Annotated in this window: 10 protein-coding genes; 4 read left to right on the plus strand and 6 right to left on the minus strand. The window is 70.8% G+C overall.

Annotation, left to right across the window (positions count from 1 at the left end; translation table 11 throughout):
• Positions 1 to 110: 110 nt before the first annotated feature.
• The 5 genes from ACFWU3_RS07150 to ACFWU3_RS07170 all read right to left on the minus strand — a co-directional run bounded on the left by ACFWU3_RS07150 (position 111) and on the right by ACFWU3_RS07170 (position 5,272).
• Positions 111 to 1,235, minus strand: a complete 1,125-nt coding sequence (locus tag ACFWU3_RS07150) for an LLM class flavin-dependent oxidoreductase (protein WP_384432440.1) — start codon at positions 1,233 to 1,235, stop codon at positions 111 to 113.
• Between the two features lie 94 nt (positions 1,236 to 1,329).
• Complete coding sequence (locus ACFWU3_RS07155) at positions 1,330 to 2,091, minus strand: SDR family NAD(P)-dependent oxidoreductase (RefSeq protein WP_384432443.1); 762 nt, start codon at positions 2,089 to 2,091, stop codon at positions 1,330 to 1,332.
• Between the two features lie 31 nt (positions 2,092 to 2,122).
• The gene (locus ACFWU3_RS07160; RefSeq protein WP_384432446.1) at positions 2,123 to 3,076 is read right to left on the minus strand and encodes an LLM class F420-dependent oxidoreductase; all 954 of its coding nucleotides are present in this window, start codon (positions 3,074 to 3,076) and stop codon (positions 2,123 to 2,125) included.
• Positions 3,077 to 3,191: 115 nt separating this feature from the next.
• Positions 3,192 to 3,833 (minus strand): pentapeptide repeat-containing protein, encoded by a 642-nt coding sequence (locus ACFWU3_RS07165; RefSeq protein WP_384432449.1) that lies wholly within the window; start codon positions 3,831 to 3,833, stop codon positions 3,192 to 3,194.
• Between the two features lie 218 nt (positions 3,834 to 4,051).
• Positions 4,052 to 5,272, minus strand: a complete 1,221-nt coding sequence (locus ACFWU3_RS07170; protein WP_384432452.1) for an amidohydrolase family protein — start codon at positions 5,270 to 5,272, stop codon at positions 4,052 to 4,054.
• Between the two features lie 227 nt (positions 5,273 to 5,499).
• On the opposite strand from ACFWU3_RS07170, the gene ACFWU3_RS07175 reads away from it, so the two are divergent.
• The 3 genes from ACFWU3_RS07175 (at position 5,500) to ACFWU3_RS07185 (ending at position 9,944) form a co-directional block, all read left to right on the plus strand.
• Complete coding sequence (locus ACFWU3_RS07175) at positions 5,500 to 6,324, plus strand: polysaccharide deacetylase family protein (RefSeq protein ID WP_384432455.1); 825 nt, start codon at positions 5,500 to 5,502, stop codon at positions 6,322 to 6,324.
• A 192-nt stretch (positions 6,325 to 6,516) separates the two neighbouring features.
• Positions 6,517 to 9,459, plus strand: coding sequence for a BTAD domain-containing putative transcriptional regulator (locus ACFWU3_RS07180; RefSeq protein WP_384432458.1), 2,943 nt, complete (start codon positions 6,517 to 6,519; stop codon positions 9,457 to 9,459).
• 218 nt (positions 9,460 to 9,677) lie between these two features.
• Entirely contained in the window at positions 9,678 to 9,944 is a 267-nt protein-coding gene (locus tag ACFWU3_RS07185) for a hypothetical protein (RefSeq protein ID WP_384432461.1), read from the plus strand.
• 159 nt (positions 9,945 to 10,103) lie between these two features.
• Here the strand turns inward: ACFWU3_RS07185 and ACFWU3_RS07190 are convergent, their stop codons facing one another.
• Positions 10,104 to 11,660 carry a FadD3 family acyl-CoA ligase gene (locus tag ACFWU3_RS07190; protein ID WP_384432464.1) on the minus strand — a complete coding sequence of 519 codons (1,557 nt, stop codon included), beginning with the start codon at positions 11,658 to 11,660 and terminating at the stop codon, positions 10,104 to 10,106.
• Between the two features lie 91 nt (positions 11,661 to 11,751).
• Here ACFWU3_RS07190 and ACFWU3_RS07195 point away from each other — a divergent pair, with 91 nt between their 5' ends.
• The gene (locus ACFWU3_RS07195) at positions 11,752 to 12,915 is read left to right on the plus strand and encodes a lipid-transfer protein (RefSeq protein ID WP_384432467.1); all 1,164 of its coding nucleotides are present in this window, start codon (positions 11,752 to 11,754) and stop codon (positions 12,913 to 12,915) included.
• The last annotated feature ends 1 nt before the right edge of the window (position 12,916 follow it).

Consider the following 12,916-nt stretch of genomic DNA (forward strand, 5'->3'; position numbering starts at 1 on the left):
GTTTAAATGAGCCAGCGGCCGCACCCCCGGGGCGGGGCCCTGACCCGCGGCGGCGGGCGGGCACGCCGCCCCCCCCCCCGGCGGGGGCGACGGCCCCGCGCCGAAACCGGTCATGCTCCCGCGTTCCCGCGGAAGCGCGTGGTCCGGTGGACCGGATCCGTGTCGATCTGCGGGATCACGTGCTCACCGATCAGCTTGATCGTGTTCATCGTGTCCTCGTAGGAGATCCCGATGGGCAGTCCGAACGACAGCTGATCCGCCCCGGCCTGCTCCCAGCGCTTGCACTGCTGGAGCACCTCGCCCGGGTCGCCGCAGATCATCAGTTCCTCGGCGATGAGCAGCTCGATGATCTCCGCGCTGTACTCGGGCAGCAGCTCGGGCCATTCCGGGATGCCCTCGGGACGGGGGAAGGTGTCGTGGTAGCGGAACAGCAGCGACTGGAGGTAGTTGAGCCCGCCGCCGACAGCGATCTCGACCGCCTTCTCGTGCGTCTCGGCACAGATGGCGGTGGACGTCACCATGACGTTGTCGTTGACGAAGTCGCCGATCGCGACGGCCTCCTTGACGGCCGTCTTGTACGACTCGACGACCCACTCCATGTCGGAGACCTTCTGCACGCTGAAGCCGAGGACGCCGAGCCCCTTCTTGCCGGCCATCGCGTACGAGGACGGGGAGCCGGCGGCGTACCACATGGCCGGGTGGGACGCGCCGTACGGCTTCGGCAGTATCTTCCGCGGGGGCAGGGACCAGTGCTTGCCCTGGAAGCCGACGTACTCCTCCTGGAGCCACATCTTGGGGAACTCCGCGATGGTCTCTTCCCAGATCTCCTTGGTGTGGTTCATGTCGGTGATGCCCGGCATGAACCCGAGGATCTCGTGGCTGCCCGCGCCGCGGCCGGTGCCGAACTCGAAGCGGCCCTCGGAGAGATGGTCGAGCATGGCGACCTTCTCGGCGACCTTCACGGGGTGGTTGACGGGCGCCAGCGGGTTGAAGATGCCCGAGCCCAGATGGATGCGGTCCGTCGCGTGCGCGAGGTAGCCGAGGTAGACGTCGTTGGCCGAGAGGTGCGAGTACTCCTCCAGGAAGTGGTGCTCGGAGGCCCAGGCGTACTTGAACCCGCTCCGGTCCGCCTGGATGACGTACTCGGTCTCCTCCATCAGCGCCTTGTGCTCGGCGAGCGGGTCGGTCTCGGCGCGCTTGCCGACATATCCCTGTACAAAGAGCCCGAATTCCAAGGGGGTTCACCGTCCCTATGTTTCTGACGGACCGTCAGATCGAATGCGTCGACTGTTCCACCGCGTGCTCGAAGCGTCAATAGCTGACGGAGCCTCAGAGAACGCTGACTCCGGCCAGCCAGCCGCCGTCGATCACGAACGGCTGCCCGGTGATGTACGAGGAGTCCTCGCAGGACAGGAACAGGGCGAGCCGCGCCACCTCGTCCGCCCGCCCCACCCGCCCCAGCGGCACCAGCTTCCGGTAGAGCCGGTCCAGCGCCCCCGGGTCCGTGCCCTCCGGATTGCTCATCGGGGTGTCCACCGCACCCGGGCACACGGCATTGACCCGGATGCCCTTCGCCGCGAGTTCCAGGGCGGCGACCCGGGTGAGCCCGACGATCGCGTGCTTGCTCGCCGCGTACGCGCCGATGTACGTCATCCCGGTCAGGCCCGCGTACGAGGCGGTGTTGACGATCGTGCCGCCGCCCGCTGCCTCGATCTCGGGCGCGACCGTCTTGATCCCGAGGAACACACCCACCTGGTTGACCCGGAGGACCTGCTGGAACTCCTCCAGGGGAGTGCTCACCAGCTCGTTGAAGCGCAGGATCCCCGCGTTGTTGACCAGCCCGTCGATCCTGCCGAACGCGTCCTTGGCCGCGGCGACCGCCGTGGTCCAGCCGTCCTCCTGGCCGACATCGAGATGTACGTACGCGGCTGTGCCCTCGCCCAGTTCCTTGGCGAGCGCCTCACCCTGGTCGTCGAGCACATCGGCGAGGACCACCTTGGCGCCCTCGGCCGCGAACAGCCGCGCTTCCTGTTCACCCTGTCCGCGCGCCGCGCCCGTGATGAGGACGACGCGTCCGTCGAGCTTTCCCATGGATTACTCCCTCGAGCCGTCACAAGCGGTCTCAGCTGTTGAGGTGCGGGGCGACGTCGGCGGCGAACGCCGCCATCTGGTCCGTGAGTTCGGCGCGGCTGCGGCTGCGGAAGCGCACCTGGATCTGCCGCACCCCCATGGCCGCGTACGCACGCAGCGATTCGGCGATGGCGTCGGGCTTGCCGGTCAGGGTCCGCCGGCCGGTCTCCCAGTCCGGCTCCCCCACGTACAGGGGCTCGGTGATGGCGCCGATCTCGATGGGGTCGCCGATCCCGGCCTCCTCCCGCAGCTGCCGCAGCCGGGCTATCTGACCGGGGAGCTTTCCGCGCGGATCGCCCTGCGGCAACCAGCCGTCGCCGCGCAGGGCCGCCCGGCGCACGGCCGCCGGCGAGGAACCGCCCACCCAGACGGGGATCCGCGGCTGGACGGGCCGGGGCCGCTGGCCGAGCTCGGAGAAGGAGAACCGCTCCCCTGTGAACTCGGGGTACTCCTCCGGCCCGAGCGCGGCCCGCAGCGCGTCGATCGTCTCGTCGAGGACCGGGCCGCGCCCGGCGAAGTCGGCACCGAGTGCGTCGAACTCCTCCCGCACGTGCCCGGCCCCGACCCCGAGGACGAGCCGCCCGCCGGAGAGATGGTCCAGGGTCGCGTACTGCTTGGCGCTCACCAGCGGGTGCCGCAGACCGACCACGGCGACGTGACTGAGCAGCAGCACCCGTTCGGTGATGCCGGCGAGGAAGGCGAGCGTGGCCACCGGGTCGTACCAGACGGTGGACATGGCGTCGGCGAGCCGGCGCGGGATCGCGACATGGTCGCAGCTCGCGATGTACGCGAAGCCGGCCCTGTCCGCGGTCCTCGCTATCTCGGCGAGATCCTCCGCGCCCGCCACGGCCTCCCAGGACTCGGCGTAGATGGTGCTCTGCGACTGGACCGGGAGCTGCATCCCGTACGACAGCCGCCCTTCGGGCAGTACCTGCACATGCGCCATGCCGCTTCCTCCGCCTCGACGCCGACCCGACCCGGCAGAACTGACGATCCGTCACTTACGAGTGCCGGACCCATCGTGGTATCTGATGGCGCGTCAGACAAGGGGAGAGGGCGGGTCAGGTCACATCGAACCCCAGCGCGGCGGCGACGACCGCGGCCTGCTCCAGGTCGATCTTCGCCCCGGCGACCTCCACGGTGAGGGGGTCCAGCGCGGACAGGTCACTGCCGCGCAGATCGGCACCGGACAGCTTCGCGCCGTGCAGCAGGGAGCCGGAGAGATCGACACCGGTCACGGTCGCGCCCTCCAGCCGGGCCCCCGCGAGGTCGGCCTCCCGCATCCGGACGCCCTCGAAGAGGGCGCTGCGCAGATCGGCGCCGGGCAGCGCGACGAAGGACCAGTCCCCGCCGCGGACCTGAAGGATGTTGAACGTGCACTGCTGGAAAACACTGCCGACGGCCTTGCACTGCTCGAAGCGGGTGTCGAAGAAGGAGCACCGCTTGAAGGTGCAGTTGGTGAAGGCCGCGTTGGTGTGCCGCGAGGCGTTGAACTTCACGCCGGAGAAGGTGCACTCGTCGAAGATCCCGCCGTCGTTCTCCACCTCGGTCCAGTCGGTGTCGTAGAACGTGTGGCCGGTGCGGCGCTCGCCGGACAGATCTCTTCCGTACCAGTCCTCGTCCCGGACGACGGCACTCCCGTCCGGGACCGGAGGACGGCCGGACAGGGGATCGATCGGGTCACGCTCACGCCTGGGGGACATGCCTCCGATTGAACACCCCGCCACCGACAGCGGCCCGCTCGCGGCAGGGCGGACCGGCCGGCGCGGGCCCGGGCCGGCGGGCGCCGCGCCCGTGGGCCCCGGCGACGGGACCCCGCCACGGCATCACGGCTCCCGCGAGGCCACGGCCCCGCCCGTAGCAGCCACGCCCGTCCGCCCCGGCGACGGGACCCCGTCGCCGCGTCACGGCTCCCGCGGGGTCACGGCCCCGCCCACAGCCCGTCCGCCGTCAGGCCCAGCAGCTCGATCGCGTTGCCCCGCACGATGCGGTCCACGACGTCCGGCGCCAGGTGGCCCATCTGGGACTCGCCGACCTCCCGGGACTTCGGCCAGGTCGAGTCCGAGTGCGGGTAGTCCGTCTCGTAGAGGACGTTCCCGACACCGATCGCGTCCAGGTTCTTCAGGCCGAAGGCGTCGTCGAAGAAGCAGCCGTAGACATGCTCGGCGAACAGCTCCGACGGCGGGCGCAGCACCTTGTCGGCGACGCCGCCCCAGCCGCGGTTCTCCTCCCAGACCACGTCCGCACGCTCCAGGATGTACGGCATCCAGCCGATCTGGCCCTCCGCGTACATGATCCTGAGGTTCGGGAAGCGCTCGAACTTGCCGCTCATCAGCCAGTCGACCATCGAGAAGCAGCAGTTGGCGAAGGTGATCGTCGAGCCGACGGCCGGCGGGGCGTCCGCCGAGGTCGAGGGCATCTTCGAGGACGAGCCGATGTGCATGGCGATCACCGTCCCCGTCTCGTCGCACGCCCTCAGCAGCGGGTCCCAGTCGTCCGAGTGGACGGACGGCAGACCGAGGTAGGGGGGTATCTCGGAGAACGCGACCGCGCGCACCCCGCGGGCGGCGTTGCGGCGGACCTCCTCGGCGGCGAGCTCCGCGTCCCAGAGCGGGATGAGGGTGAGCGGGATGAGCCGGCCCTGCGCATCGGGGCCGCACCACTCCTCCACCATCCAGTCGTTGTAGGCCCGCACGCCGAGCAGGCCCAGCTCACGGTCCTTCGCCTCGGTGAAGGTCTGGCCGCAGAAGCGGGGGAAGGTCGGGAAGCAGAGCGCCGACTGGACGTGGTTGACGTCCATGTCCGCGAGCCGTTCCGGGACGCTGAAGGAGCCCGGGCGCATCTGCTCGAAGGTGATGACCTCCAGCTTGATCTCGTCGCGGTCGTAGCCGACGGCGGTGTCGAGGCGGGTCAGCGGGCGGTGCAGGTCCTCGTAGACCCACCAGTCGCCGATGGGGCCGTCGTCGCCCTTCTCACCCATGACCGGGGCGAACTTGCCCCCCATGAAGGTCATTTCCTTCAGGGGTGCCCGGACGACGCGGGGGCCGATGTCCTGGTACTTCGACGGGAGCCGGTCCCGCCAGACGTTGGGGGGCTCCACCGTGTGGTCGTCCACCGAGATGATCTTCGGGAAGGTCTCCATGCGTCTTACCGTAGCGCCGATCTGACGGTTCGTCAGCTATCCGTGCGGCGCGGAACCGCCCGGCGGTACGCCGTGCCCCGCGCCCTCCCCCGCCCCTGCGGGGACCTCGTGAGACCACTATACACACGACGTATACACGCTATGTATAGTGCGATGACGCTCGCCGCCGACCTGCGGCGCAGCGCTCGTCCCGTGTACCCGCCTCCCGTCGATGGGGTTGTTCCGCCATGCCCGAGAACATGAAGAAGTCCAAGCTCACCGCCGTCGCCGCGGCGGTCGTGGCAGCGCTCGCGCTGAGCCTCGGGGGGTGCACCGTGGATGCGCAGTCACCGGCCGACGCCCGCGCCCGTGCGGTCTCCGACACAGAGCCCGACGCCACCGGACAGACGGCCGGAGCGCCGGCCACAGGAGCGGGCAAGGGGCGCGGGGCACCCGCCCGTACGGACTGCGCCACCGCGAAGTGCATCGCCCTGACCTTCGACGCCGGACCCGGCAAGCACACGGCCCAACTGCTCGACATCCTGCGGAAGAAGAATGTTCACGCGACGTTCTTCCTGCTCGGCAAGAACCACGTCATCCCCCATCCCGACCTGGTGCGCCGACTGGCCCAAGAGGGTCACGAGGTGGCCAACCACACCTGGTCGCACCGGCGGCTCGACCAACTCGGCCGGGAGGAGATACGCGAGGAGCTCTCCCGTACGCAGGACGCCATAGCAAAGATCACCGGCCGCAAGCCCACCCTGATGCGCCCGCCCCAGGGACGGACGAACGACGACGTCACCGAGGTCAGCAAGGAGCTCGGGCTCGCCCAGATCCTGTGGAGCGCCACCGCCAAGGACTACTCGACGACGGACTCCGAGCTGATCAAGACCCGGATACTCGACCAGGCGGGACGCGACGGCATCATCCTGCTGCACGACATCTACGACGGGACGGTGCCCGCGGTCCCCGGGATCATCGACGAACTGAAGAAGCGCGGCTACACCTTCGTCACCGTGCCCGAACTCCTTGCACCGGCAAAGGCCGAGCCGGGAGCTGTGTACCGGCCGTGAAGAGGATCTGGAGAGACACGGGAGAGACCTCGGGGAGGCAGTGAGGAGGCCGTGAGGAAGATCGCCGGGAGAGGTTAGCGTGAAGCCGGGCATGGGGAGGGGCGAGGAGTAGACGCCCCGCTGCTGACGCGGCCGCCGTGCACAAGGCAGACTGTCGAGGGCGATCCGGCAGTTCGGGGGCAGGGGGCAGCTATGGACCGTGACCGCGGGGCACGCGTACCGGAGCAACGTCTACCGGCGCCCAGCGACGTCGTCGACCTGCGCTTCAGTGTGCTCGGACCGGTGCGGGCCTGGCGCGGCGGCGACGCTCTGCCCTCCGGCTCACCCCAGCAACGCGCCCTGCTGGCCGCCCTGTTGCTGCGAGACGGACGCACCGCGACCGCCGCCGAACTCATCGACGGCATGTGGGGCGAGGACCCGCCCTCGCAGGCGCTCGCCGCCGTCCGCACGTACGCCTCACGACTGCGCAAGATCCTCAGCGCCAACGCGCTCGTCAGCGAGTCAGGCGGCTATGCCATACGGATCAGGCCCGAGGCCCTCGATCTCTCCGTGGCCCAGGAACTGTCCGCCGAGGCGGAGAAGGCGCGTGCCGCCGGCGACCGCGGCCACGCCCGGGTGCTGATCAACAAGTCCCTCGGACTGTGGGACGGCGAGCCTCTGGCCAATGTGCCGGGTCCGTACGCCGAGAACCAGCGCGCCCGCCTGGAGGAATGGCGCCTCCAACTGCTGGAGACCCGGCTCGACCTGGACCTGGAGGTCGGCAGCCACGCCGAGGCGGTCTCGGAGCTGACGGCGCTCACCGCGGCCCACCCGCTCCGCGAGCGGCTGCGCGAGCTGCTGATGCTGGCGCTGTACCGCAGCGGACGGCAGGCCGAGGCGCTGGCCGTGTACGCGGACACCCGCCGGCTGCTCGCCGAGGAACTGGGCGTCGACCCGCGGCCCGAACTCTCCCAGCTCCAGCAGCGCATCCTCCAGGCCGATGCCGAACTGGCCCGGCCCAGCGAGGCGCAGGAAGCGGCCCCCCAGGTCACGCTTCCGGCCCAACTCCCCGCGACCGTGCCCGACTTCACCGGTCGGGCCGCCTTCGTCAGGGAACTCGGCGACCGGCTCGCCAGCGCCGAGGGCTCGGTCATGGCGGTCTCGGCGCTCGCGGGCATCGGCGGCGTCGGCAAGACGACGCTCGCGGTCCATGTCGCCCACGAGTCCCGCCCGCACTTCCCGGACGGCCAGCTCTACGTCGACCTCCAGGGCGCCGGCAATCGCGCGGCCGAACCGGACGCCGTGCTGGGCGCGTTCCTGCGGGCCCTCGGCACCCCGGACTCGGCGATCCCGGACTCGCTGGACGAGCGCGCGGCGCTGTACCGCTCCACCCTGGCCGGCCGCCGCATCCTCGTCCTCCTGGACAACGCCCGCGACGCCGCCCAGATCCGTCCGCTGCTGCCCGGCACCGCGGGCTGTGCGGCCCTGGTCACCAGCCGGGTCCGGATGGTCGACCTCGCGGGCGCACATCTCGTCGACCTCGATGTGATGTCGCCCGAGGAGGCGCTCCAGCTGTTCACCCGGATCGTCGGCGACGAACGGGTCACATCCGAGCGAGAAGCCGCGCTCGACGTGGTCGCGGCCTGCGGCTTCCTGCCGCTCGCGATCCGTATCGCGGCCTCACGGCTGGCGGCCCGGCGCACCTGGACGGTGTCCGTCCTCGCGGCGAAGCTGGCCGACGAGCGGCGCCGCCTCGACGAACTCCAGGCCGGTGACCTGGCGGTGAAGGCCACCTTCGAGCTGGGCTACGGCCAGCTGGAGCCGGCCCAGGCCCGCGCGTTCCGGCTGCTGGGGCTCGCCGACGGCCCGGACATCTCGCTCACCGCGGCGGCCGCGGTGCTCTCGCTGCCGCTCCACGAGACCGAGGACCTGCTGGAAGCGCTGGTGGACACCTCGCTGCTGGAGTCGGCGGCGCCGGGACGGTACCGCTACCACGACCTCGTCCGGCTCTACGCGCGTGCGTGCTCCGAGCGGGACGAGCAGCCGGCGGACGCCGAGGCGGCGCTGACGAAGCTGCTCGACTTCTATCTGGCCACGGCGGCCCGGGTGTTCGGGATCGAGCGTCCGGGCGACCGGCTGGTGCACCATGTCGGCCCCACCGCCCACGGCGGCCTCGACTTCGCCGACCGGCACGACGCCCAGGACTGGCTGTACGCGGAGGCCAACAGCCTGCTCGCGAGCGCGCGTCAGGCCTCCGGGGGCGTACGGCTGCGCCTGGCCGCCGATCTGCTGTGGGCGGCGCAGAACCTCGCGGAGTCCGGCGCCAACTCCAAGCTGTACGAGGCCGCGGCCGTGGCCGTGCGCGACGCGGCCCGCGCGGCGGGGGACGTACGGGCCGAGGCCCGTGCCCGGACGTCGATGACGAACGTGCATCTGGTGGCCGGGCGGTACGAGGCCGCGGACGAGGAGTCCGAACAGGCCGCCGCGCTGGCCCGGGCCGCCGACGACCCCGCGCCCGTGTACTGGTCCGACAACGACCGGGGCATCATCGCCTTCAACCAGGGCCGGTACGCCGAGGCCGAGGAGCATCTGCGCCGGGCGCGGGAGGGCTCCCGCGCCGACGGCAACCTCCCCGGCGAGGCAAGCGCCCTGTGCAACCTCTCCCGTATCCAGCTCTCCATGGGCCGGGTCTCGCAGGCCATCTCCCTGGCGGAGCAGGGCGTGGAGATCTACGACCACATAGGACATGCGCTGCGCCTGGCCAATGCCCGCTACGCGCTGGGGGTCGCGCTCACCGAGGCCGGCCGGCACGCGGACGCGCTGGAGCAGCTCCTGGAGGCGCTGGAGCGCTTCGAGGCGAACCGGCAGCGGCTGTGGGAGGGGACGACGTACTTCCGGATCGCCCAGGCCCATCTGTCGGCCCGGCGACCGGCGCGGGCCGCGCAGCACGCCGAGCAGGCGCTCGCGTTCGGCTGCATCGGCGGCGACCGCACCCGGGCGAACGTCCTCATCACGCTGGGGCGGGCGCTGTCCGCGCTCGGCCAGGCCGATCGTGCCCGGGCCTGCTGGCGCGAGGCACTGACGCTGCACGAGCAGACGGGTGCGGCGGAGGCCGAGGAGGTACGGGGGCTCCTGTCCCCGCTCAGTGCGGCGTGACAGCACGCTGCCAGGACGTTCATCGAATGTTTATGCTCGTCCGACATGCTTCAAGCAGTCGATCCGTCGCGTCGGGGGGCAGGCGGATCACCTGGGACCGTACCTCTCCGGGGGGCGAGTGCGAGTCCTTCGGCCTTCTGTCCGGCGACCCTCGGGGGAGTTGCCGGGCGGAAGGCCACCTGTAGTTCGTGCCGCGCAATCCCATGGGGGACAGAGACATGACTGAGAAGAACGCGGAAGAGATCGTCACGATGGGCGACCACCACACGCCCGCACCGCCCAAGGACGGCATCACGACGATGGGTGACCACCACACGCCGGCTCCGCCCAAGGACGGCGGCGCCACGCTCCAGGGCGACCACCACACGCCTGCCCCGCCCAAGGACGCCATCACGACGATGGGTGACCACCACACCCCGGCTCCGCCCAAGGACGGCATCACGACCATGGGCGACCACCACACGCCGGCTCCGCCGAAGATCTGAGGACCCGGGGCCCGGGGCCACGACCCGGAGCCCGGAACGCACGACAGGACCTGATCGACGGGGTGCGGCCGCGGCGGCGCGGAGGGGGAGCCGCCGCGGCCGCGGCATGCCCGGGGTCCTCCCGGGGCGCCACGCTGTGGCCCCCGCTGTCAGCGCCTTTCAGTGACGGGCCCGCAGCTCCCTCTTCAGGACTTTCCCGCTCGCGTTCCGCGGCAGCTCTCCCACGAACTCCACCTCCCGCGGCACCTTGTAGTTCGCCATCTCCCGGCGTGACCAGGCGATGAGATCGTCCGCCGTCAGCGTCGAGCCCGCCCGCCGCACCGCGTACGCCTTGCCCACTTCGCCGAGACGGGCGTCCGGGACCCCGATGACCGCGATGTCCGCGACATCGGGGTGCAGGCCGAGCAGTTGCTCGATCTCCGCGGGGTAGGCGTTGAAGCCTCCGACGATGAACATGTCCTTGATCCGGTCGGTGATACGGAGGTTGCCCTCCTCGTCCAGGACGCCGACGTCGCCCGTGTGCAGCCAGCCGTCCTCGTCGATGACCCTCGCCGTCTCCTCCGGGTCCTCGAAGTAGCCCTGCATCACATGGTGTCCGCGCACGAGCACCTCGCCCGGCCGGCCCCGTTCCGCCAGCACCTTCAGCTCCGTGCCGGGTATCGCGCGCCCCGAGGTGGAGGAGATCGTCTCGGGTGCGTCGCCGCGGCGGCACATGGTGACGATGCCGCTCGCCTCGGAGAGCCCGTACGCGGTGAGCACGGTGTCGATGTGCAGCTCGTTGCGCAGCCGTTCGACCAGTTGCAGCGGCACGACCGCCGCGCCGGTGACGACGAGCCGCAGCGGGGACAGATCGTGCTGGTCGCGGGTGGGGTGGTCCAGCAGCGACTGGTGGAGGGTGGGAGGTCCGGGCAGGACGGAGATGCGCTCGGAGGCGATGTTGGCGAGGACCGTGTTCACGTTGAAGACCGGCTGCGGCACCATCGTCGCGCCGCGGGTGAGGCAGGCGATGATGCCGGCCTTGTAGCCGAAGGTGTGGAAGAACGGGTTCACGATCAGATAGCGGTCGCCTTCGCGCAGTCCGGCGAGTTCGCTCCACACGTCGTAGCAGCGCAGGGTCTGGGCGTGGGTGATCACCGCGCCCTTCGGGCTGCCGGTGGTGCCCGAGGTGAAGATGATGTCCGAGGGGGCCGACGGTTCCACCGATTCGGCGCGGGTGCGGACCTGTTCGGCCGTGACGCTGTCGCCGCCCGCCAGGAAGTCCTTCCAGGTGCGGTAGTCCTGGGGTGCGCTGTCCGCGAGGACGACCACCTGCTCCAGCTGCGGGAGTTCGACCTCCGCGCGGCGCAGGGAGGCGACGTAGGAGGTGCCGAGGAAAGTGCCGGTCACGAAGAGCAGCCGGGCCCGGCTGCGGCGGAGCACCCAGGCCGCCTCGGTGCCCTTGAAGCGGGTGTTGAGCGGGACGAGGACCGCGCCGGCCGTGACCGCGCCCAGGGCGGAGACGATCCAGTCGAGGGTGTTGGGAGCCCAGACGGCGACGCGGTCGCCCTTCTCGACGCCGGCGGCGATGCACGCGGCGGCGGCCCGTTCGACGCGCACGCCCAGTTCGCGGTAGCTGACGCGGGTGCGGCCCTCGACGACCGCCTCGCGCTCCGCGTACCTCTCGGCCGCGTCCCGCACCAGCTTCGGGACGGTGCCCCATTCCAGGTCGCCGCGCATGGAAAGCCTCCCGTCGCAGTAGCTGACTAGCCGTCAGATTAGCTGTAGCCTGACGCGCTGTCAGCAGTGGGGACGAACGGTGGAGGTGCCCGTGGCCGGTCTCGGAACTGTCTCCCTCAAGGACGCGACGGCGATAGCCGGCATAGGCCAAACGGCCTTTGCCCGGCAACTGCCCGAGTCCGAGAAGACCTTGGCGTGCCGCGCGATCCTCGCGGCGCTCGACGACGCGGGCATCGACGCCTCGGAAGTCGATGCCTTCGCCTCGTACACGATGGAGGAGACGGACGAGGTCGAGGTCGCCAAGTCGATCGGCGCAGGCGACGTCACCTTCTTCTCCAAGGTCGGTTACGGCGGCGGCGGTTCCTGCGCCACGCTCGCCCATCTCGCCGCGGCCGTGGCGACCGGCCAGGCGAGTGTGGGCGTCGCCTGGCGCTCCCGCAAACGCGGATCGGGGCCGAGACCGTGGAAGAACACGGCCGTGCAGCTCCCCACGCCCGCCCAGTGGACCAGGCCCTTCGGACTGCTGCGGCCCGCCGACGAGATCGGCCTGCTGGCCCGCCGCTACATGCACGAGTACGGCGCCACCCGCGACCATCTCTTCAATGTGGCCCTGGCCTGCCGCAACCGCGCCAACCAGAACCCGGCCGCGATCATGTACGAACGGCCGCTGACCCGCGAGATGTACATGACCTCCCGCTGGATCAGCGAACCGCTCTGCCTGTTCGACAACTGCCTGGAGACCGACGGAGCACTGGCCTGCGTCATCGTCTCCGCCGAGCGGGCCCGCGACTGCCGCCACCGCCCGGTGTACATCCACTCCGCGGCCCAGGGCCTGCCCGCACAGCACCACGGCATGGTCAACTACTGGAACGACGACCCCCTCACCGGCCCCGCCTGGACGGCCGCCCGGCAGCTGTGGAAGACCGCGGACTTCGGACCGCAGGACGTCGACGTGGCCCAGATCTACGACGCGTTCACCCCGCTCGTCCCGCTCTCCCTGGAGGGCTACGGCTTCTGCGGACGCGGCGAGGGCGGGGCCTTCACCGAGGGCGGCGCCCTGGAGATCGGCGGGCGGCTGCCGCTGAACACCGGGGGCGGCGGACTCAGCGAGGCGTACGTCCACGGCTTCAACCTCATCAACGAAGGCGTGAAGCAACTGCGCGGCACCTCCACCGCCCAGGTCCCGGACGCCGCCACCTGCCTGGTCACCGCGGGCGAGGGAGTGCCCACATCCGCCGTACTGCTGAGGAGTTGAG

This window comes from Streptomyces sp. NPDC058685, assembly GCF_042714725.1.
Classification (GTDB): Bacteria; Actinomycetota; Actinomycetes; order Streptomycetales; family Streptomycetaceae; genus Streptomyces.